The sequence below is a fragment of the Streptomyces chumphonensis genome, assembly GCF_014779715.1.
Lineage (GTDB): Bacteria > Actinomycetota > Actinomycetes > Streptomycetales > Streptomycetaceae > Streptomyces > Streptomyces chumphonensis.
In genome coordinates this window covers 135100-153958 of the sequence record NZ_JACXYU010000008.1, presented here as the reverse complement: position 1 = coordinate 153958, position 18859 = coordinate 135100, and the positions used below count along the sequence as shown (strand labels likewise).

The following is an 18859-nucleotide window of genomic DNA, read 5'->3' as shown; positions in this document are numbered from 1 at the left end:
GCCGGGCGACCCCAGGGGACGCCCGGCCACGAACCGGGGGTCACCGCGGTGCTGCGCAGGGTGGCCGGAGACGCGGCGTTCAGAAGCCGGCGGCCAGCAGGACGACGTCCTCCTCGCTGTCCGTGTCGTCCGCGAGACCGTCCGGCAGGACGGTGTGCAGCACGTGGTCGGCCAGCTGCTCCGGGTCCTCGCGGACGGCCTGCGGTGCCGCCGCGGCTGCGGCGTGCAGCCGGGCGAACGCCCGGTCCATGGGCTCCCCGGTGCGTTGCACGAGCCCGTCGCTGTACAGGAGGAGCGTTTCGCCCGCCGCGAGGCTCAGCTCCACGCTCGGCGCTTCCCAGCACGTCAGCATGCCCAGCGGGGCGGAGAGCGTCGTCTCGGCGAACTCGCACCGCTTCGGCCCCACGATCAGCGGCGGGCAGTGCCCCGCCCCGGCCAGGGTGACGCGTCCCTCCGCCGGCTCGGCGTAGCCGAACAGCGCCGTCGCGCAGCGGGCGGGCTCGGTCACCCGCAGCAGCAGCTCCAGGTCGGACAGGACGGCGACCGGATCCTCGCCCTCCATGACCGCGTAGGCGCGCAGCGACGCGCGCAGCCGGCCCATGACGGCGACGGCGCCCGGCCCGGCCTCGCTCACCCCTCCCACGGAGAGCCCGAGCGCCCCCTCGGGCAGCGGGAGGACGTCGTACCAGTCACCGCCACCGCGCGGCCCGGTGCGGTGGCGCACCGCCGTCCGCACGCCCGGCACCCTCGGCAGCCGGACGGGCAGCAACTCCTCGCGGATCGCCGCGACCGCGCCGTGCGCGCGGGTCAGCTCCAGGTGGCGGGCCAGGTGCTCGCCCGCGCAGCGCAGGTAGAGGTGCAGCAGGTGCCGCCCGCGTTCCGAGGGGCGGCCCGGTTCCGCGTACAGCCAGACCGCCGTGCCGAGCGCCGACGCGGGCCCGGCGGTCAGCCGTACGGCGTGGCTGGCGGCGAAGCCCAGCCGCGCGGCGACCTCCCGGTGCCGGGGGCCCGCGCCCTCGGCCCGTGCGAGGTCGGCGTGGGTGACGGCCATGTCCGGGACCGTCTCCAACTGCCCGAGCTCGGCGCGGTCGAGGCCGAGCCCGACGGTCGTCCGGGGGCCGAGGCCGTCGTCCGGCTCCAGGGACAGGAGGCCGCGCCGGGCTCCGAGCAGGGCGGCGCCGCCGCGCAGGGTCTCGTGCAGCGCGGCGTCGAGCGTTCCGCTGCGGGCGAGGCGCTCCGTCAGATCGTGCAGCGTGCTGAGGTCGGCGATCCAGCCGGCGAGCCGGTCCTGGGCGGCGGCGAGCCGCTCGACGGGATGACGGAGGGGGTCCGGCGCCTGGTCGGCGGCGCCGTGCCCCGGGCCACCGGTGGTGGTGTGTCCGGCCGGGCCCGGGCTTCCCGGTGACCGGGCGAGCGTCGAACTCCCGTACGCGGCGGGCGGGTCAGTGTGCTCCGGCGATGTCGGGGGCGGGTTGATTCCGGCCACTTTCGACGGATGGGGCGTACTCATGAGGAGCAGCTCCCGTCAGGGGTGAATTCTCGCAAGAGCATCGCAAACCCCCATGTCGTGCTGCTCTGCTACCAATGCCTCCAGATGTACACGTCGCGGCGACGGGATGTCCAGCATTGCCCGTTTGGGTGCGGTGGTGTCCAGGAGGTCCGGGGCCGGGGGTGACGCTGCCAGTCTCCCGCAGATTGGCTGAAAAAGTACCCTGCGTGCGCATATTCACGGTCGACTGGCCTGGCTCAGCAGCGGTCGCACGGCTGCACCGCGTACGCATGAACACGGCGGACGCGGGCAGTTGGCGCCATGTGGAACCTGACGACGAGGCTGCACGTCGTAGTCGGTGAGGCGCGGTCGGCCCGGTGGACCGGGCGCCCGGCCTCCCGAGTGGCGAAAACGCAGGGCATCAGGCACGTTCGGATCGAACGCACAACCCAGTACGACGAGAGCGCAAGCGCCACGTGCGCGCCACCCCCCGCCACGTTCCACGCCCGGCCCCCGGCATGATGCGCTGCCTTGCACGCGCGGTGACGGGATCCGGACCCAGCGCAGCAGTACCGGCGATGCGACAGACAGAACGCACGGCGCATCACGCAGTACGGCACGACGCAAAGCGACAGCCTTCCTTCGGCGAGCTGTCGGTGTTTACGGACGTTACGGAAAGGAACGAGCGCTCATGCGCGAGATCCTCGGAAGGCGACGTGTCACCCGATGGGCGCGGCGTACGGCCGCGCTGACCTGCGCCACCCGGTGGCGATGGCCGGTGGTCCCCGGTGCCGAGACCCGGACCCCGCCCTGGCGGCCGTCACGGCAGCTGCGGCAGGCCGTCGGCGCCGCGCGGGGGAACGGTTCCGGACGGCGCGCCGCCGCGACAATGGCCTGTTCGTGCCCGCTGCCGGACTGCGCCGTACCCGGAGCGCACCCCCTGGACCCCCCGCTGCTCGCCGCCACGACCGACGCCCGCATGGTGCGCTGGTGGTGGACGAACCGTCCCGGCGCGGCCCTCCTCCTGGCCACCGGCGGCCGGGCGCCGTGCGCGCTGAGCCTCCCGCTGGAGGCCGGCGTCGGGGCGCTGGAGACCTGCGACCGGATGGGCCTGCGGACCGGGCCCGCCCTGGCCACCCCGACCCGCGTCGCCCTGCTCGTCCGGCCGTACGACCTGGCCGAACTCGGGGAACTGCTGTACGCGCGGGACCGGGTGCCCAGCTCCCTGCGCTTTCACGGGGAGGGCGGCTACGTGCCGCTGCCCCCCACGCGGCTGCCCGCCGGGCCGGTGCGCTGGCTGCGTCCGCCGGAGGGCGACGTGCCGTACCTGCCCCGCACGGAGCCGCTGCTCGACGTCCTGGTGGACGCCGGCACGGCCGCTCCGGACGGCGGTGACCGCCTCGCGCACTGAGGGGCGCGAGGCGGCGTCCCGGCGCGTGCGACGCGTCCGGGACGCGTCCCGGGCATGAGAAAACCCGGTCGCTGGCGACGGGGGATGCACCAGCGACCGGGCTCTGAGAACGGTAACAAGACTTGGGCCGTTCGCAAATCCCGCACCCCCTTTTCAGCCCCGTACTCCGGGCCTGAAAAGGGGAGTTGTGACGAGGATCACGACTGATTGAGTGTTCAACAGTTTCCCCCGGGTCCGATCCGGGCCGCTCGCCGGTCCGCCGCCCGCCACCGGCCGCCGGTGGCGACCCCGCTCAACTCAGCGTGATCTGACGGTTGGTCAGCCCGCTGCGCGCCCGGCGCTCGTCCGCCGTCAGCGGCCCCTCGTCGGCCAGCGCGTCACCCAGCCGCTCCGCGAACCCCCGCGCGGGCTTCTCGCACTCCTCGGCGGTCATCGCGCCCGGCAGGTCCCACACCGGCACCATCAGCCCGTGCGCGCGGAACGAGCCCACCAGCCGCGTGCCGTCGCCCAGCCCGGAGGCGCCCGCCGCGTGCAGCCTGGCCAGCGCGTTCATCAACCGCTCCTCGGAGTGCGGCATGACCCAGCGCAGGTGGTTCTTCTCCGGCGTGCGGCACCAGTACGCCGCCTCCACACCGGTGAGCCGGGCCGTCGGCAGCGCGGCGGCGTTGGCCCGCTCCAACGAGGCCGCCACCTCACCGCTCGCACTCTCGGCGTCCGGCAGCCAGAACTCGAAGCCCTCGTGCACCTCCGGGACGAACGCCGCCTCCGGGTCCAGCAGGTCCTGCAACCGCGGCCCGCCGCTCTCCGCGCGCTCCGCCGGCACCGGCTGCCCGGGCTCGGAGGTCAGCGCACGCCGCAGGACGTCCGCCAGGTCGCGGCTCAGGTCGCCCGAGGCCGTGTCGTTCTGCAGCCCGATCATCACCGCGCCGTCCTCGCGTCGCAGCGCGGGCCAGGCCATCGGCAGCACCGTCGCCAGCGTGAGGGAGGGGACGTCCTCGGGCAGGCCGTCGGCCAACGTCAGCGGGACCGTCGCCGCGGGGACCAGTTCGCGCAGCGCGACCCAGTCGCACTCACCGGCCAGCCCCTCGAAGGGCCGCTGTACCAACTCCGTCGCCGCCTGTGCCGCCGCACGCCCGTGGCACGCCTTGTAGCGGCGTCCCGAACCGCACGGGCACGGTTCCCGCGCACCGACGACCGGGACCTCCCCGTCGACGAGTTGCGGCTTCGCGGACTGGGGCTGGGGACGGCGCTTCTTGGCCATGAGGCGGATTCTCCGTGCGTCACACTGGCGGACAGACTGACCGGCAGCACTGGGGCCCGGCCGGCGCTTCAAACCGTACGCCGTTCCCGCCGTCGTCGGGTATTCCCCGCGCAGAGGACGACCCCGCCCGACCCGGCGCCGCCCGGACGGCTCCCGCCCGCACAGGGCACCGGTGGACCGCGGCGTCAGACGCCGATGCCGTCCAGGCCCTCGAACCCGTCCAGCCCCTCGATGCCGTCGAGACCCGTCGGCGCGTGCCCGTTCTTCGCGCCCGCACCGAACTCCGGGCGCCCCACCACGGCCCAGACCGTGACCGCCTCCCGCTCCACGTCCTCCCGCACACCCCAGGCCTGCGCGAGCGTCGTGATGATGGAGAGCCCCCGCCCGCCCCGGGCCGTGACCGACGGCGTCGCGGGCAGCGGACGCGTGGGCCCGCCCCCGTCCGTGACGGAGATCGTGACCTCCCCGGCGACCCCCCGGTGCCAGCCGGCCCGCACCGACTCGTCGGGCGGCAGCGGACGTGCGTGCCGGGCCGCGTTGCTCAGCAGCTCCGAGAGGATCAGCACGGCGTCGTCCACGACCGCGTCGGGCGTCCCGGAGGCGCGCAGCTCGTCCCGCATCCGCCGCCTCGCCGGGCCGACGCCGACGGGGCCGTGGGGAACGGCCATCGTCGAAGACGTCGGCACTTCCTGTGCCACCACGAACGCCACCCCCGAACCTCCTTTGCCCCGCGCAACGTCATGGATGCCCTCTCGGCACAGGCCGGAAACCGACCCGCGCCCGAGTATTGACGCACTACGGACGAAGCGGTACCCACCGAATGCGCCGGTGCACTCCCCGTGAGTAACCTGCGCCGGTGGTCTTGACACACGTCGCCGAGGCGACCGCCGTCACCGCCGTCCCGCCGCTCACCTGCGGCCGAGGGACCGCAGTTGGTCGATGACCTGACGCGGCCGGTTGGTGATGATCCCGTCGACGTCCAGCCGCGCGCACAGCTCCACGTCCAGCGGATCGTCCACCGTCCACACGTGCACCCGGTGCCCGGCGCGCTGGGCCCGGATGACGTAGTCCGGGTGGTTGCGGATGATCCGCATGCTCGGCCCCGTGATCCCCACGCCCGGCGGGAGCCGCCCCTCGCGGTGGCGCGGCAGCAGGAACTGCATCAGGAACACCGTCGGGACCTGCGGAAGCGCCCTGCGCACCCGGTGCAGCGACCGCGCCGAGAAGCTCATCACCCGCACGGAATCCGTGAGTCCGTACTCGCGCACCAGCGCCACCAGACGTTCTTCCACCTGCCCCGCCCAGCGCGTCGGGTGCTTGGTCTCGATGGCGAGCTCCACCCGGCGTCCCGCCTGTTCGGACTCCTTCACCAACCGGAGCAGCCGATCCAGCGTCAGCACCGAACGGCCGTGCCGGTCCATGGACTCGGGCTTCTCGTAGGGGTCCTTCCACGAGCCGAAGTCCAGCGCTGCGAGATCGGCCAGCTCCAGCGTCGACACCGCGCCCCGGCCGTTGGACACCCGGTCGACGCGGCGGTCGTGCACGCACACCAGATGCCCGTCGGCCGTGAGCCGGACGTCGCACTCCAGGCCGTCGGCGCCGTGCTCGATCGCCATCCGGTAGGCCGCGAGCGTGTGCTCCGGGGCGTCCTCGGACGCGCCGCGGTGCGCTATGACGGAAACAGGACGTCGCACGCTGACATCGTGCCACCCCACGCCACCCTCCCGTACCGTCCGTGGCCGGGCACGATGTGCGGCGCGTAAAGGAGCGGCCGCGGGGTAGCCGCATGGCTTACGCCGCCCTGACGTCCTATGGGCAAAGCTGTCTGCACACTGGAACCGGGGCCGCGGCGCCGCCGGCTCCGTGCGGCGCCACCGCGTCCCGCACCGGTGATGACCGCGAAGGCGACGACTGGAACCGAGGAGACTGCTGTGAACACCGAGCACGAGGGCGTGGACCGATCGGCTGAGGAGAGCCGCGCCGGCCGGCCGTCGGCCGACGGCGACCACGTGCCTCCGACGGCGTCCCCCGACGCTCCGCAGCGGCCCGCACCCGACGACGCGACGGCGCCGCTCCCGGCCACCGAAGCCACTCCGGCGGCCACCCCCGGCGCTGCCCCCGAGGCCGCCGACGCGGCCGGTCCACCCGCTCCGGGGCCGGACTCCGCCGCCGCCCCCGCGCCCCCGGCCGCACCACCGGCCGCGCCGGGTTCCACGGCCCCCGCCGAGACGTGGCAGCGGCACCCGGCCCCGTCGGCCCAGCAGCCCACGGGCGGCTGGGGACCGCCCCCGGCCTCCCCGACGCCCCCGCCGGGCACCCCGGGCGCGTCCTCCGGCGACACCCCGCCCCCCGTCCCGCCCTCCGGCCACGCCCACGGCCCGAACGACCCGGGCCCCGGCGGCCCCGGCCCCGGCGGCCCCGGCTACGGCGGCCCCGGCTACGGCGGCCCCGGCTACGGGGGGCCCGGGGGCCACGGCCCCGCCCAGCCGTGGGGCGCCCCGCTGCCTCCGCCCCCAGCCCCCCGCAAGCGCCGCGGCCCGCTGATCGCCGCCGCCCTGGTGGGCGCCCTGCTCATCGGCGGCGTCGGCGGCGGCGTCGGATACTGGGCGGCCGAGCGCACCACCCATTCCTCCTCCGAGACGGTGGAGTCGCCCGCGCGTGACGGCCGCCAGGCCCTCAACCGCCCGCCGGACTCCGTCGCCGGCATCGCCGACGAGGCCCTGCCGAGCGTCGTCACCATCCAGGTCAACGGCGGCAGCGACAGCCAGGGCGGTGGCACCGGCACCGGCTTCGTCTTCGACAAGCAGGGCCACATCCTGACCAACAACCACGTGGTCGCCAGCGCCGCCGACGGCGCCGAACTCAACGTCGTCTTCTCCGACGGCAAGCAGTACGACGCCGAGGTCGTCGGCCGCGCCGAGGGGTACGACATCGCCGTCATCAAGCTCACCGACCCCGAGGGCGTCACCCTCACCCCGCTCCCCCTCGGCGACTCCGACGCCGTGGCCGTCGGAGACTCGACGATCGCCATCGGCGCGCCCTTCGGCCTCTCCGGCACCGTCACCACCGGCATCGTCTCCGCGCTCAACCGCCCCGTCGCCTCCAGCGACGCCCAGGGCTCCTCGGCCTCCTACATGAGCGCCCTCCAGACCGACGCCTCGATCAACCCCGGCAACTCCGGCGGTCCCCTCCTCAACGCCGACGGCGAGGTCATCGGCGTCAACTCCGCCATCCAGTCCACGGGCGGCGGCCCGATGGAGGGCCCGGCCGGCAGCATCGGCCTCGGCTTCGCCATCCCCGTCGACCAGGCCAAGCGCGTCGCGCAGACCCTCATCGAGACCGGCCGCCCCGTCTACCCGATCATCGGCGCCACCGTCGACATGCGTCAGGGCAACGACGGCGCCGTCATCTCCGAACGCGGCGAGGGCGACTCCGAGGCCCTCACCCCGGGCGGCCCGGCCGACGAGGCCGGCCTGCGGCCGGGCGACGTCATCACCAAGTTCGACGGCGCCCCGATCGACAGCGGCCCGACCCTCATCAGCGAGATCTGGACCCACACGCCCGGCGAGAAGGTCACCCTGACCTACGAGCGCGACGGCAAGCAGAACCAGATCGAGCTGACCCTGGGCGAGCGCGTCGGCGACGGCTGACCCGTTAGGCTGTCCCCGCGCAGCGCACCCGCGCGGCGCGGGGAGGTGTGCCCGAGCGGCCGAAGGGAACGGTCTTGAAAACCGTCGTGGCAGCGATGTCACCGTGGGTTCAAATCCCACCGCCTCCGCCCTGACACCAGCGAAAACGGCCCCTGACCAGGCACCTTGGTCAGGGGCCGTCTCCGTTGCCCGCGCCCCGCACCCGCCCGCAGTTCCCCGCCGCTCCCCGCCCCCTCGGGCACGCAAGGGGCACGCCCGCAGGCCGATCCGCCGATCCTGTCCCTCTGACGGTCAGCCTTCGTGGGGGCCGTCTGAGCCTCAGCCAACGACAGCCCGCCACGACGGCGGGCGCGCCAACCGATCACGCACGCGTGTGCTTCGCTGCATCCCCACGGGCCTCAGCCACGCTGCACTTGTCGTCGACCCGAGTAGGAGAGACGGTCGAATCGTGAAGATGATGCCTAAGCCACAGGCTTGGGAATCCCCGGCCACTGGGCTCCGACTCACGTGCTGACCTGCACATACGGCCGCCTCAGCCCCTCAGAGCTGGCCGATGGATGACCGGCGTTGACCGTGGTTTCCCGTCTGTTCTGGTGCGTATCTGGTGCGGGATCCCACTGGTCCGAGGAACTGGGTGTGGTCGACGAAGTGACGAAGCCTGGCTTGCGGTGGTTCGGGCGGGCGAGAGTACCGCTTTAGGAGAGAGGCTGGGGCGTCGGGCCAGTGACTATGCCATCAGGGCGCGGGGAACCATGCTGCCCACGGGTGGCGGTGCGCGTCGGTCATCTCGACGTTGGAGACCAGCCGCCGCTGGGTACTCGTTCGACCACCGCCGCCCAACCCGCTGGGAAGGCGCGGGCCACGAACCAGCTCTGTCCTGGCAAACCACCTACCGTCTACCGCACCGATCCAGCCAAGGGATCACCTGGCCCTGATGCCAGGTGAGGGAGTAAGTTGCCGACTGACTGATCGGCAGAGGAGCGCTAACGGTGGGTGAGAAAGAGCGGCTCGCGGCGGTTTTCGTCCACGGATTCGCTTCGAAAGTGGACACGTGGAGTAGTTTCGATCAAAGAATCACCGAAGATCAGGACCTTGGTTCAGTGAACGTGCTCCACTTTGCCTACTCCACACGAGTTCCTCGGTCTGTGATATGGCGGCCCGATCGTAGACTCCCCACCCTTAGCACTATCGCGGACGTCTTGCAGACATATCTGGAAACAGAAGTAGCCGACTACCGAAGGGTCGTATTCGTCTGCCATAGCATGGGCGGCTTGGTAGTTCAGCGTTACCTTCAACGAATGCTCAGCCAGGGGCGTGGCAAGGAACTGGCACGGATCCGTCGCGTGGTGCTGTTCGCGACGCCCAATGCTGGATCAGAGTTTGCACGCAGGTTGCGGCGCGACCTGCTCGGTAGCCATCCGCAGGAGAAGGACTTGCGGACACTGAACGAAGAGATTCGGGACACACACGCCGCCGTGATCCGCGACGTTGTAAATGCAACATCAGTGGGGGAAAGAACGTGCCCCATCCCATTCTCTGTCTATGCTGGCGCTGATGATAATATTGTCCCCAGAGCCTCGGCCCAGGGGTCCTTCCCGACGGTGGGTGCACTCTCCGGAGATCACTTCAGCATCATCAAGCCGACTTCGCGCGATCACAGTTCTTACACGACGTTGCGGCGACTTCTTCTCGAAGCAGCCGCAGACAGTGACCCGCCTAGCGATGATGCTCGACCTTCCGCAGCACCGAGTGGCCTCGATAGTCGGCGGTCCCCCCGACGCGACACTCCATCCGCAGTCATCGTTGCAGAATTGCGTACGGACTATGACGGGACTGCATGGGAGGACATATATCACGAGGTACGGGAGCAACTTACCTCAGCGTCAATTTTGGTTGTTGACAAATGGGCTTATCCCAAGGCGGCCGTTGACGTGGTCATCACGGTCAGGTCGACAGAGGTGGTTATGCGGTCGAACACGCCGGCCCGGGTCGCCATCCTCAAGGTATACACAGAACACGCCCAGAGTGAAGGAAGACTGTTCGTCGGAATTTGTGCGGTAGGCGAATACGCCGAGGCCGCAAAATCAGTCATCATAGAGTGGCTGCCATCGAACATTGACGGCTCCTTCTACGTCGTAGGAGTTGCTGACGCGGTGCAGCTTTATGAGGCCATGATGAAATGGATTCAAGCCGCCATCAGGCGTAACTCGCCGATTATGCGAGACGGTTCGCGAATTGATCGAGTACTGGACCTGGCGCCAGACCCATATGACATTCCAGGAAAGGAACTGCTATGAATCTGGCATGGATTATTGCGATCCTGCGTCCGCTCGATATTGCTCCGCACGCCAACTTCAGGCGTCCGGAATACGACGCTTTGCCTTTCGCTTTGCTCGCTGGGTTGGTATCTGGGGAGCCCAGCCGCCTCCCCCATTACTCCCTGGATGACACTGAAGCATTCAGGGAAAATGACCCCGGCATTCGGTATGCCGAGCTGAGTCTTACTCATCAGGGGATTCGAGAGGGCCTAGCTGGGCTGATCGGAGAAGTTGAAGCTGCGACAGTTGGTGATCAGGCGCGCGCATCGGCATTCGGCCTGCTCGCTTGTTGCGCCGCAGCCGAGTTGGATGAGTACGAAAGGTGCGACAGTGTTTTGCATCATCTGTTGCAGAGGACAGACCTGGGAACACCTGAGGGAAAACTGATCCGAGCCGCTCTGCTGCAACAGAAAAGTCTGCGGTACCGGGACTCGGGGAGAAAATATACGTCTCTCACCACGGAGACGATGGAACTGCTTGATCAGATCGAAGATGCGGATTTTTCGGAATTCCCCGTGAGTCCCGGATCATCGGTGACCTACGCGGAGTCAGTCAAGCATTTGATTACCTCCCTCCGTCACGCGGCATGGAGTCTCGTTCCAGCAAGGTTCGCCGTAAACGGAGATCAACAGGTCCTGCCTTCTGTGCCTACTTGGCAGCAAATAGTGCGAACTCAGAAGTCTAATCAAGCCAGTAGGATTGATCGACTGAGAGCGTCAGAGTACTCGAAGTTCGTCGAGGGCTCATTCAATCGCATGTTCCGAAGCCAAACGCGTACGTTTGGTGGCCATGCACCTACGCTTTTCTACGCCGCGCTCAATATGGAGCTGCTGGGGGATCTAGCAGTCTTGCGCCTTCGGAAGGAAAACGCTCTGCTGAAACTCGTGCAATGCATGAGTTCGGACCGCCCTCACGCGGATGACGTAGCGGACGCCCTGCGTCTACTCAGGAATGCCAACGTAAAGTCTGAGATCGACCTTGCCGTCGAACGAATTCGGGCTTCAGGCCCTCTTGAAGCTCTGAAGAAGGATGCCATTCAGGTTTTGCGGCACCGTACACAACCTCGCATGGTACGTGCCTCTGAGTTGCGCATCCTGCGTGGGGCAGCTGAGTTGCTGACGCAGAGCGAGGCTCAAGAGGCATTGTCCTTGGTGTTTCAGGTGATTGAGGCGGGCGGTGCTCAGCCGTCACCTGATTCAACTCAACTGGATGTCGTCCGGCTGGAACCTGCTTGGCTTACAGCAGCACATCTGGCCAAGATCACGGAGGACGATGATAGGGCCGCTGTCGTTCTACTTCACGCAGCGCGATCTGGAGGTCCGTCTGATGAACTGCGCGACAGGGCGATCGGACGCTCTTTGCGAATCCTGAATTGGCAAAGAGTATCAGGTGATACTCGCTCTCGATGGAGCGAATTCCTTCAATCTGAGGGATCCGTCATGAGTACTAGTCGCAGCGTCTTCGAGGCGCTTACAATCAGTGAGTCGGCAAGTTTCGGAGTCGACATCGAGGATCTCGAAGATGTGGCTAATCGAGTAAATGTCGCAATGCGTGGAGGGTCCATCAACAATGAGGAAGCCTCTTCCTGCGTTGAGATCGTGAGGGGCTCCATGGCGCAGATCAGAGACGAATCCTCACATGGCGTCTTCGCGTTCCGTGCGCTTGATCCAGCAGACATCGCCGCAGCTTTGATTGTTCATGGAAATGCACAAGAGCTATGGTCCGACCTAGTTGAATTTCTCACGGACCGGAGCGTGCAAAGGTCCGACAAGAGTGGAGCTTTTGACCGGCTCGCACATGGTTCAGTGGAGCTTCCACCTCAAGTGTCCGAGAAGTTTCGTCGGAACTGCAGGGTACTGCTGTCAGCTCCAGGTGACCCATTCGAGGACGATACTATTGTGCCCTTCCCGGCAGCGTTGCGGTTCTTTGCATCGCAGCGAATCGTTGACGAAGCCGAGACGTTCTCTCTAATTTCTCAATTGTTTGGTAGGGTGGAAGCGAGGTCCAGGGAAGAGGCATCCCGTACCGTGGCGGCACTTGCGGGGTCTATCATGAACCCATGGCTACTCGCCCAGGCGATGCAGTTCAGCCATGACGCAGAGCCGGGAGTAAGAGGGCATGCGGCCAGGGCGCTGGCCACGTTCTCCGCCATTTCACCTGAATATGGCAAGACTGCAGAGGTTCGCCTTGTTGAGATGATGCGAGAGGAAGGGATCCTCGTCCCCCTTCTCGTCCTTCGTCAGGTTCAGCAAATCTCAAATATTCCTGAGTCTACTAAACAAGCCCTAGGGGATTTGGCGGCGAATCACCTCTCCGTACTTGTACGTAGGGAGGCTGCAGCGTTGCTACGCGAGGCGGCTCAGTAAGGTCGGTGGAGCGGCTTTGGGCTGGAGCTGCTTTGGCACGAGTGATCATGGCCTCGTGAGCTTACGGTGTGTCGGGCAGTCTGTGGACCTGGCCGGTAAGCACGACGTTGGGGCCATGATCTTCGAGGCTCGCGCCAAATGGCTGCCTAAAGCCGTGGAGCCGACCGCCTCAGCCACGCCATACCCCTTCTCTGGCCTCAGGCGGCTGTTTGCTTTGCGCGCGGCACGGGCGCCGGCCGGGCTGGAGCGGGGCGGAGACAGGAGCGCAGGCCCGGCCGGGGGCCGGGCCGCGCGCGGCGAGCGGAGCGAGCCGCCTTGAAGACGTAGAGAAAGTTGTTACTCGCCCCTCGTGCTGAGGTCGGTGTGGGTGAGGAGTTCGGCGCAGGGTGGTAGGGCGCTGGTGGTCCGGTGGGCAAGGGTAAGGAAGGTGACCGGGCGGGCTGTCCAGGTGATCCGGGTGGTGCCTTGGGTGATGGTGAGGGTGTGGGGTTCGCCGAAGTTGAGGTCGCGTTGGGCGTCTGTGTGTTCGGCTTCGAGCCAGTGCCATGCCTTGGTGCGTGCTCTGCCGTGGAGGGCCGGCGCGATGGCACGCAAGGCCACGCGGATCCAGCGGATTCCCTGACCGGGTGTCGTGGCGTCGAAGGTGGCCAGGGTGCGGGGTGCGCCGCTTGCCGGGTCACGGGTCAGGCATTCGCACCAGATGCCGGGTGTCGTGAGCGCTCCGCGTCGGGTCATCGGGTGGGCTCCGCGTGGAAGACGTAGCGGGCTTCGTCGTCGTAGGCGGTGAGGGTGTACGGGTGCCCGTGTACGAGGAGGTGGAGGGCGTGTTCGTGTTCGGCTTCGTCGGTGAGCCAGTGCCGTAAGGGGCGTGCGTAGGGCGGGTCCAGTTGGGTGGCGATGTGGTGGGTTCGGCTGCGAAGCCATCGCAGGGCCAGGCGGGGGTTTCGGGTGAGGTCTGCGGCCAGTAGGAATCGGCGTTGCCCGGTGTGCGCGGTGGCGTGGCAGTGGATGGGGCGGGTCAGCATGAGCGGGCCAGGGCACGGGGACGGTGGGCTGCCTCGATGGGCAGGTGGGCGGTGACGGTGTGGCCCTGAGATGTGGGCGTCACGGTGAGCTGCGCTGCGAGGGTGGCGACGATGCTGAGGCCGCGGCCGTGGATGGAATGGTCGTCGGCCTGGTGGAGACGCGGGCTGGTGTTGCTCCTCCCCGTGTCGGTGACGGCGATCGTGACGCCCTCGGTGGCGACCGTGATCGTGATGCGCAAGGTCCGGCTGGTGGTGTGGGTGACGGCGTTGGCTCCCAGTTCGGTGACGATGAGGGCGGCGTCGTCGGCGCACGGGGTGTCGTGGAGGAGGTCACGGGTCCAGCGGCGGGCGCGGCTGACCTCTTCGGGGAGTCCGGGCAGGAGGAGTTCCCAGACGCGGCATGTGCTCGTATACTCGTGCATATAAGTTCTCCTGTGCTGGTGGCCGCTGTGGACCGTGGGTGTGTGCTAGACGAGTTTGACCCCGTCGTGAGCGCGGATGGCGGGCGGCGACGTGGCGTCGAGTGCGTCCAGGACGCGGATCGCGTACGCCTCGTCGGCCAGCTCGGAGACCTCTTCGCGCGTGGCCCAGCGCAGGGCCTTGGTCTCGTCGCCGGTGGTGGGCTGACCGTCGACGGCCTCGCAGCGGAAGACCAGGGAGACGATCAGGCCCTTCATGTTCTTGTAGACGCCGGTCAGGGCCGCCGGGGTGGCGATCTTGATGCCGGTCTCTTCGAGTACCTCGCGCTGGAGGGCCTCGGGCAGGGTTTCGCCGGCCTCGACGACGCCGCCGGGCGGCTCCCAGTGGCCGTTGTCGCGTCGCTTGATGAGCAGGGCGCGGCCGTGGTCGTCCACGATCACCCCGGCGACGCTCACGGAGTGGGGGCGCTCGGCAGTGCTCACGTTCGGCGGCTCTCGTTCTGTCGGCTGGCTAGGCTCTCTCACGGTAGCAACAGGACTCAGCCTCTCGTCTAGATATCCAAAGGAGTACACATGGTCGCTCTTCCTTCCGGCCTGCTCGGCTCGCTGGACCCGACCAGTGATCGCGCCGTGTTTCGACAGATCGCTGATCACCTGCGGGAGGCCATCGACAAGGGCCGCTTCGCGGAGGGCGCCAAGCTGCCCTCGGAGTCGGAGTTGGTGGATCACTTCGGGGTGTCCCGGATGACGGTCCGCAACGCGCTGTCGATGCTCCAGAGTGAGGGGCTGGTCTCCTCGGAGCACGGCAAGGGTGTCTTCGTCCGGCCGCGTCCGCCGGTCCGTCGGCTGGCCTCCGACCGGTTCGCCCGGCGTCACCGTGAGCAGGGTAAGTCGGCCTTCACCATGGAGGCCGAAGCCGCGGGGAGTCGGCCCGAGGTGGACAACCTGGAGGTCAAGGAGGAACGGCCGTCGGCTGACGTCTCCGCCCGGCTGGGTGCGCCCCGGCGGGTGCTCGCGCGGCGTCGGCGGTACCTGCTCGACGGGCGGCCGGTGGAGTTCGCCACGTCGTACCTGCCGCTGGACCTGGCCCGCGATACGCCGATCGCCCAACCGAACCCCGGCCCCGGCGGCATCTACGCCCGGCTGGAGGAGCTGGGGCACAAGCTCGACCACTTCGAGGAGGAGATCCGCGCCCGGATGCCCTCCCCGCAGGAGATCAAGACGCTGCGCCTGGCCTCCGGAGTGCCGGTCATCCACCTCGTGCGGACGGCTTACGACACCAAGGGGCGAGCCGTGGAGGTGTGCGACACGGTGATGGCTGCGGACGCCTACGTCCTGTCCTACCAGCTGCCTGCCACGTAGGAAGCGGGTGTCGCACGGGTGTTGACGACGCCTCGGGAGGTTCGCCGCCGCCGAACTCGTACACACCGAGAGGCATACTCGTATAGACGAGTGGGCAAGTCCTGTGGCACAGTGGTTCGCGTTCCCGGTCGAACCTCTCGGCCTGGCGCATCTTGTCTAGACGACTAGGTGTTAATGGCTGAGGCTGACACGAAGGAGACACATCCCGTGCGTTCCATCCGAGTTGAGACCTCCACCGCGACGATTCTCCTGACCGAAGCTCCCCAGCCGAAGGTGCGGGACCGCCAGACGGGAGAGATCGCGAAGGACGCCGTGAGCGGCGAGGCGCTGATGAAGGTCGGCGTGGTCTACATCGACGAAGGGGAGTCCTCGCTCATCCACGTCACCGTTCCCGAGAGCGGTGTCGTGGAGGGGCTGGCCCTCGGCTCGCCGGTCGCGCTGCCCGGCCTGGTCGCCCGGCCGTGGGAGTCGGTGTTCAACGGCCAGCAGCGGCACGGCATCGCCTACCGGGCCGCCGCCGTCACCGCTGGCGCCGTCCCCGCTGCGGCCGGTGCGGGGGTCTGAGGTGTCCGAGCTGCTGCACCTACTGGAGCTGGGTGGCCCCCTCGTCGCGCTCGGCGGCGGGGCCGCCTGGGCCCGAGTCCGTCACCCGGCCCTCTACTGGAACACCGTCGGCCTGCCGCTGTCGGTCGGGCGGCTACTGGCCTCGTACGGGTCGGTGATGGAGTCCTGTGGGCTGACGGTGGCCCCGACCCGGCTGCGGGCTCTCGCCGTGCACGCCACGACTCGTCGTGAGGTGCGGCCGGTTCCGCCTCGGCGGGGCCTCATGCGGCCGACGTCCACCGGGCTTCGGCTTCGGCTGCGGCTGGCACCGGGGCAGGAGCCCGCCGACTTCGCCGCCTCGGCCGAACGGCTGCGTCACGCCTGGGGCGTACACGCCGTCCACGTGACGCCGGTCAAGCCGGGTGTGGTGGAACTGCGGCTCGTCGGCTTCGACGTCCTCACCCGGGTGCGGATGCCGAAGTCGGCACCGGCCGAGCTGCTGAAGGTGACGGTCGCGCTGCGGGAAGATGCCACGCCGTTCGTGCGCGACTACCTGACCGTGCCGCATCAGCTCACCCTCGGGGCGACGCTGTCGGGTAAGTCCATGTACCTGCGGAACCTGGTGGCCGGGCTCGCCCGTCAGCCGGTCGCCCTCGCTGGGATCGACTGCAAGCGCGGGGTGGAACTGGCGCCGTTCTCAGCACGTCTGTCCGCCCTGGCCACCGACCCGGACGAAGCCGCCGAGTTGCTGTCGGCCCTCGTAACGGAGATGGAGGACCGCTACGACCTGGTCAAGGCACGGCAGGGCATCGCGCCCGACACCCCGGACGAAGAGATCACTTCCGACGTCTGGGGCCTGCCCGAAGCCGACCGTCCGGTGCCCGTCGTGCTGTTCGTCGACGAGGTGGCCGAACTGTTCCTCACCGCGACGAAGAAGGACGAGGAACGACGGGACGCGATGGTCACCCAGCTCATCCGCCTTGCCCAGCTCGGCCGTGCGGCGGGCATCCACCTGGAAGTCTGCGGCCAGCGGTTCGGGGCCGAGCTGGGCAAGGGCGCGACCATGCTCAGGGCCCAGCTCACCGGCCGCGTCTGCCACCGCGTCAACGACGAAGCCTCCGCCAAGATGGCCCTCGGGGACATCGCCCCCGACGCCGTCGGCGCGGCCTGCGCCATCGCCCCGGAACGGCCCGGCCTCGCCGTGGCCGGTAACACCTCCGGCGGCTGGACCCGCATCCGCACCCCGTACCTCTCCCTGAGTGACGCAGCCACCGTCTGCCAGAAGACGGCCGAACTGGTCCCCGACGTCCCGGCCCTCGCTCCGTTCCGGCCCGCTACCGCTGTTCGCCCGGCTGCGGCCCCGCCCATGCCGCTGACCAAGCCCCGGCCCGTCACCGGCTGATCTCCCGTTCCGCCCGGTCGGCGCGGCCTCATCGCGCCACGTCCTTACCCCGCCATGCCCGAAACCGAAAGGAGGTCCCGCGATGCGCCGCTCGCTGGCCCGGCTCGACGCCGTACTGATCCAAGCGGTGATCGCCGGTGCCCTGTCCTTCGCGCACCTCCACGACCTCGCCGAAGCCGCCGGACAGCACGGCTGGATGGCCTGGGCCTACCCCGTCTCCGTCGACCTGCTCCTGGTCGCCGCCTGGCGACGCCTGCGAACCGGACAGAACACGGCTTCCGCCTGGTGCTGGTTCCTGGTTGCCCTGGTGGCCTCGTTGGGGGCCAACATCGCCACCGCCGGACTCCTCGACCTGGACGACGTCCCGGCCTGGCTGCGCATCCTCGTCGCCGGATGGCCGGCCGTCGCCTTCCTCGGTGGCACGCTCCTGGCCCACAGCCCGGCGCCGGAGCGCGAAGAACAGCCCGGCGTCTCCCTCGTCCCACCTTCCGAGCCGAGCAAGCTCCCCGCCGTTCCTGACCCGGAACCGGTTCGGGTCGACGTTCCCGCCGCCCTTGTCGAGCACGCGCGCAAGGTCGCCACCGCTCACCAGGAACGCACCGGACGACCCATCGACGCGGACACCCTCCGTGCCCGCCTCGGGGTCCCGCCGTCAGTCGCCCAGCAACTCGCCGCCCAGCTCCCGTGAAGGGCCTGTCATGACCGCTGATGACGACGTCGCCGACTTCCTCGACGCCGCCGACGAGATGGCCACCGCCGGGCGCCTCGTCCTGGCCCGGCTCCTGGCCGAGGAAGCCGCCGCACGCGTCGGTGACGACACCGAAGCCGCACGAATCCTCGCCCTCTACCCCGCCCACAACCTCGATCAGGAGGCGTGACCATGACCGCCAACCGCCGCTTCCGCCGCGTACTCCGCATCGGCCCCGTACAGGTCGGCACCGCCTACGACGGACGGGGCCGTGAGAAGCACACCGCCGCGTGCACCGCCCCGCGCTGCGGCTTCTCCGCCGACTACGACTCCCGCGCCGCCGCCGAATTGGCTGCCCGTACCCACCGCTGCCCCGTCCGCTGACAGGAGCTCTCGCCGTGACCGTCTCCCTGCCCCTCGTCCTGGTCCTGGGCGTCACCGCCTGGGCCGCCGTGAAGTTCCTCGGCGTCCGCACCTGGGTCGTCGTGGTCATCGCCCTCTTCGGCTTCTACCTCAACCAGACCTTCCTGGCCCCCGCCATCGACTCCGGCACCCGGACCGGGGTCGACGTCATCAACGGCACGACCAACGAGTGAAAGGACACCCCGCCATGTTCTTCCGCCCCGAACTGCCGACCCCGCCGCAGGTACCGGCTCAACCGCACGCCGCCGTGCACCCGAGCCTCTGCTCCTGCCAGACCGCGAGCCCGATACCGGCGGCTACCAGGACTGCGTCGCCGTCGCTGCTCTCCGGCCGGAGTGGCGCCGTGGTCGGCGTGCTCCTGGGCGGCGTCGTGCTGACCGCCCTCCTGACGGCCGTCGCCGTCACCGCCGTCTCCGTCGCGATCACCGGAGTCGTCCTGCGCTCGCTGCTCACCTCCCAGCGCAACCGCTGAGCGCCCGTCGGGGCGGCCTCGATACCGCCA

General features: G+C 69.2%; 20 protein-coding genes and 1 tRNA gene. 13 read left to right on the top strand and 8 right to left on the bottom strand.

Annotation, left to right across the window (positions count from 1 at the left end; genetic code table 11):
* Positions 1-79 precede the first annotated feature (79 nt).
* On the bottom strand, positions 80-1510 hold the full coding sequence (locus IF129_RS16625) for a PP2C family protein-serine/threonine phosphatase (RefSeq protein WP_191210458.1): 1431 nt from the start codon (positions 1508-1510) through the stop codon (positions 80-82).
* A gap of 670 nt (positions 1511-2180) precedes the next feature.
* Between IF129_RS16625 and IF129_RS16620 the strand changes: the two genes are divergently transcribed.
* Positions 2181-2900 carry a bifunctional DNA primase/polymerase gene (locus IF129_RS16620; RefSeq protein ID WP_191210457.1) on the top strand — a complete coding sequence of 240 codons (720 nt, stop codon included), beginning with the start codon at positions 2181-2183 and terminating at the stop codon, positions 2898-2900.
* A 292-nt stretch (positions 2901-3192) separates the two neighbouring features.
* On the opposite strand, the gene IF129_RS16615 is transcribed toward IF129_RS16620, so the two are convergent.
* The 3 genes from IF129_RS16615 to IF129_RS16605 all read right to left on the bottom strand — a co-directional run bounded on the left by IF129_RS16615 (position 3193) and on the right by IF129_RS16605 (position 5855).
* Entirely contained in the window at positions 3193-4161 is a 969-nt protein-coding gene (locus IF129_RS16615; RefSeq protein ID WP_191210456.1) for a DUF5926 family protein, read from the bottom strand.
* Positions 4162-4346: 185 nt separating this feature from the next.
* Positions 4347-4871 (bottom strand): ATP-binding protein, encoded by a 525-nt coding sequence (locus tag IF129_RS16610; RefSeq protein WP_191210455.1) that lies wholly within the window; start codon positions 4869-4871, stop codon positions 4347-4349.
* A gap of 198 nt (positions 4872-5069) precedes the next feature.
* On the bottom strand, positions 5070-5855 hold the full coding sequence (locus IF129_RS16605; protein WP_318153785.1) for a glycerophosphodiester phosphodiesterase: 786 nt from the start codon (positions 5853-5855) through the stop codon (positions 5070-5072).
* A 237-nt stretch (positions 5856-6092) separates the two neighbouring features.
* On the opposite strand from IF129_RS16605, the gene IF129_RS16600 reads away from it, so the two are divergent.
* The 4 genes from IF129_RS16600 (at position 6093) to IF129_RS16585 (ending at position 12495) form a co-directional block, all read left to right on the top strand.
* Complete coding sequence (locus IF129_RS16600; RefSeq protein WP_318153784.1) at positions 6093-7811, top strand: S1C family serine protease; 1719 nt, start codon at positions 6093-6095, stop codon at positions 7809-7811.
* 41 nt (positions 7812-7852) lie between these two features.
* A tRNA-Ser gene (locus tag IF129_RS16595) sits at positions 7853-7939 on the top strand.
* Between the two features lie 861 nt (positions 7940-8800).
* Positions 8801-10108: an esterase/lipase family protein gene (locus IF129_RS16590; protein WP_191210452.1), complete on the top strand. Its 1308-nt coding sequence runs from the start codon at positions 8801-8803 to the stop codon at positions 10106-10108.
* Positions 10105-12495, top strand: coding sequence for a hypothetical protein (locus tag IF129_RS16585; RefSeq protein ID WP_191210451.1), 2391 nt, complete (start codon positions 10105-10107; stop codon positions 12493-12495). The genes IF129_RS16590 and IF129_RS16585 overlap by 4 nt, the downstream gene beginning before the upstream one ends.
* A 336-nt stretch (positions 12496-12831) precedes the next feature.
* Here IF129_RS16585 and IF129_RS16580 read toward each other — a convergent pair whose 3' ends face one another.
* From IF129_RS16580 to IF129_RS16565, 4 genes are read right to left on the bottom strand one after another with little or no spacing between them, the layout of a single operon-like run.
* The gene (locus IF129_RS16580; protein ID WP_191210450.1) at positions 12832-13230 is read right to left on the bottom strand and encodes a hypothetical protein; all 399 of its coding nucleotides are present in this window, start codon (positions 13228-13230) and stop codon (positions 12832-12834) included.
* Complete coding sequence (locus IF129_RS16575; protein WP_191210449.1) at positions 13227-13520, bottom strand: hypothetical protein; 294 nt, start codon at positions 13518-13520, stop codon at positions 13227-13229. Before IF129_RS16575 ends, IF129_RS16580 begins: the two co-directional genes overlap by 4 nt.
* A complete protein-coding gene (locus IF129_RS16570) occupies positions 13514-13942 on the bottom strand; it encodes an ATP-binding protein (protein ID WP_191210448.1) in 429 nt (142 codons plus the stop codon). The genes IF129_RS16575 and IF129_RS16570 overlap by 7 nt, the downstream gene beginning before the upstream one ends.
* A gap of 45 nt (positions 13943-13987) precedes the next feature.
* Positions 13988-14395 carry an NUDIX hydrolase gene (locus tag IF129_RS16565; protein ID WP_191210542.1) on the bottom strand — a complete coding sequence of 136 codons (408 nt, stop codon included), beginning with the start codon at positions 14393-14395 and terminating at the stop codon, positions 13988-13990.
* 117 nt (positions 14396-14512) lie between these two features.
* Between IF129_RS16565 and IF129_RS16560 the strand changes: the two genes are divergently transcribed.
* The 8 genes from IF129_RS16560 (at position 14513) to IF129_RS16525 (ending at position 18829) form a co-directional block, all read left to right on the top strand.
* Positions 14513-15301 (top strand): GntR family transcriptional regulator, encoded by a 789-nt coding sequence (locus tag IF129_RS16560; protein WP_191210447.1) that lies wholly within the window; start codon positions 14513-14515, stop codon positions 15299-15301.
* A gap of 207 nt (positions 15302-15508) precedes the next feature.
* On the top strand, positions 15509-15865 hold the full coding sequence (locus tag IF129_RS16555) for an SCO3933 family regulatory protein (protein ID WP_191210446.1): 357 nt from the start codon (positions 15509-15511) through the stop codon (positions 15863-15865).
* 1 nt (position 15866) lies between these two features.
* Positions 15867-17246, top strand: coding sequence for an FtsK/SpoIIIE domain-containing protein (locus IF129_RS16550; RefSeq protein ID WP_191210445.1), 1380 nt, complete (start codon positions 15867-15869; stop codon positions 17244-17246).
* Positions 17247-17328: 82 nt separating this feature from the next.
* On the top strand, positions 17329-17934 hold the full coding sequence (locus IF129_RS16545; RefSeq protein WP_191210444.1) for a DUF2637 domain-containing protein: 606 nt from the start codon (positions 17329-17331) through the stop codon (positions 17932-17934).
* A gap of 10 nt (positions 17935-17944) precedes the next feature.
* Positions 17945-18124, top strand: coding sequence for a hypothetical protein (locus IF129_RS16540; RefSeq protein WP_191210443.1), 180 nt, complete (start codon positions 17945-17947; stop codon positions 18122-18124).
* A gap of 2 nt (positions 18125-18126) precedes the next feature.
* A complete protein-coding gene (locus IF129_RS16535) occupies positions 18127-18318 on the top strand; it encodes a mobile element transfer protein (protein ID WP_191210442.1) in 192 nt (63 codons plus the stop codon).
* Between the two features lie 14 nt (positions 18319-18332).
* The gene (locus IF129_RS16530) at positions 18333-18530 is read left to right on the top strand and encodes a hypothetical protein (RefSeq protein WP_191210441.1); all 198 of its coding nucleotides are present in this window, start codon (positions 18333-18335) and stop codon (positions 18528-18530) included.
* Positions 18531-18544: 14 nt separating this feature from the next.
* A complete protein-coding gene (locus tag IF129_RS16525; protein ID WP_191210440.1) occupies positions 18545-18829 on the top strand; it encodes a SpdD protein in 285 nt (94 codons plus the stop codon).
* The last annotated feature ends 30 nt before the right edge of the window (positions 18830-18859 follow it).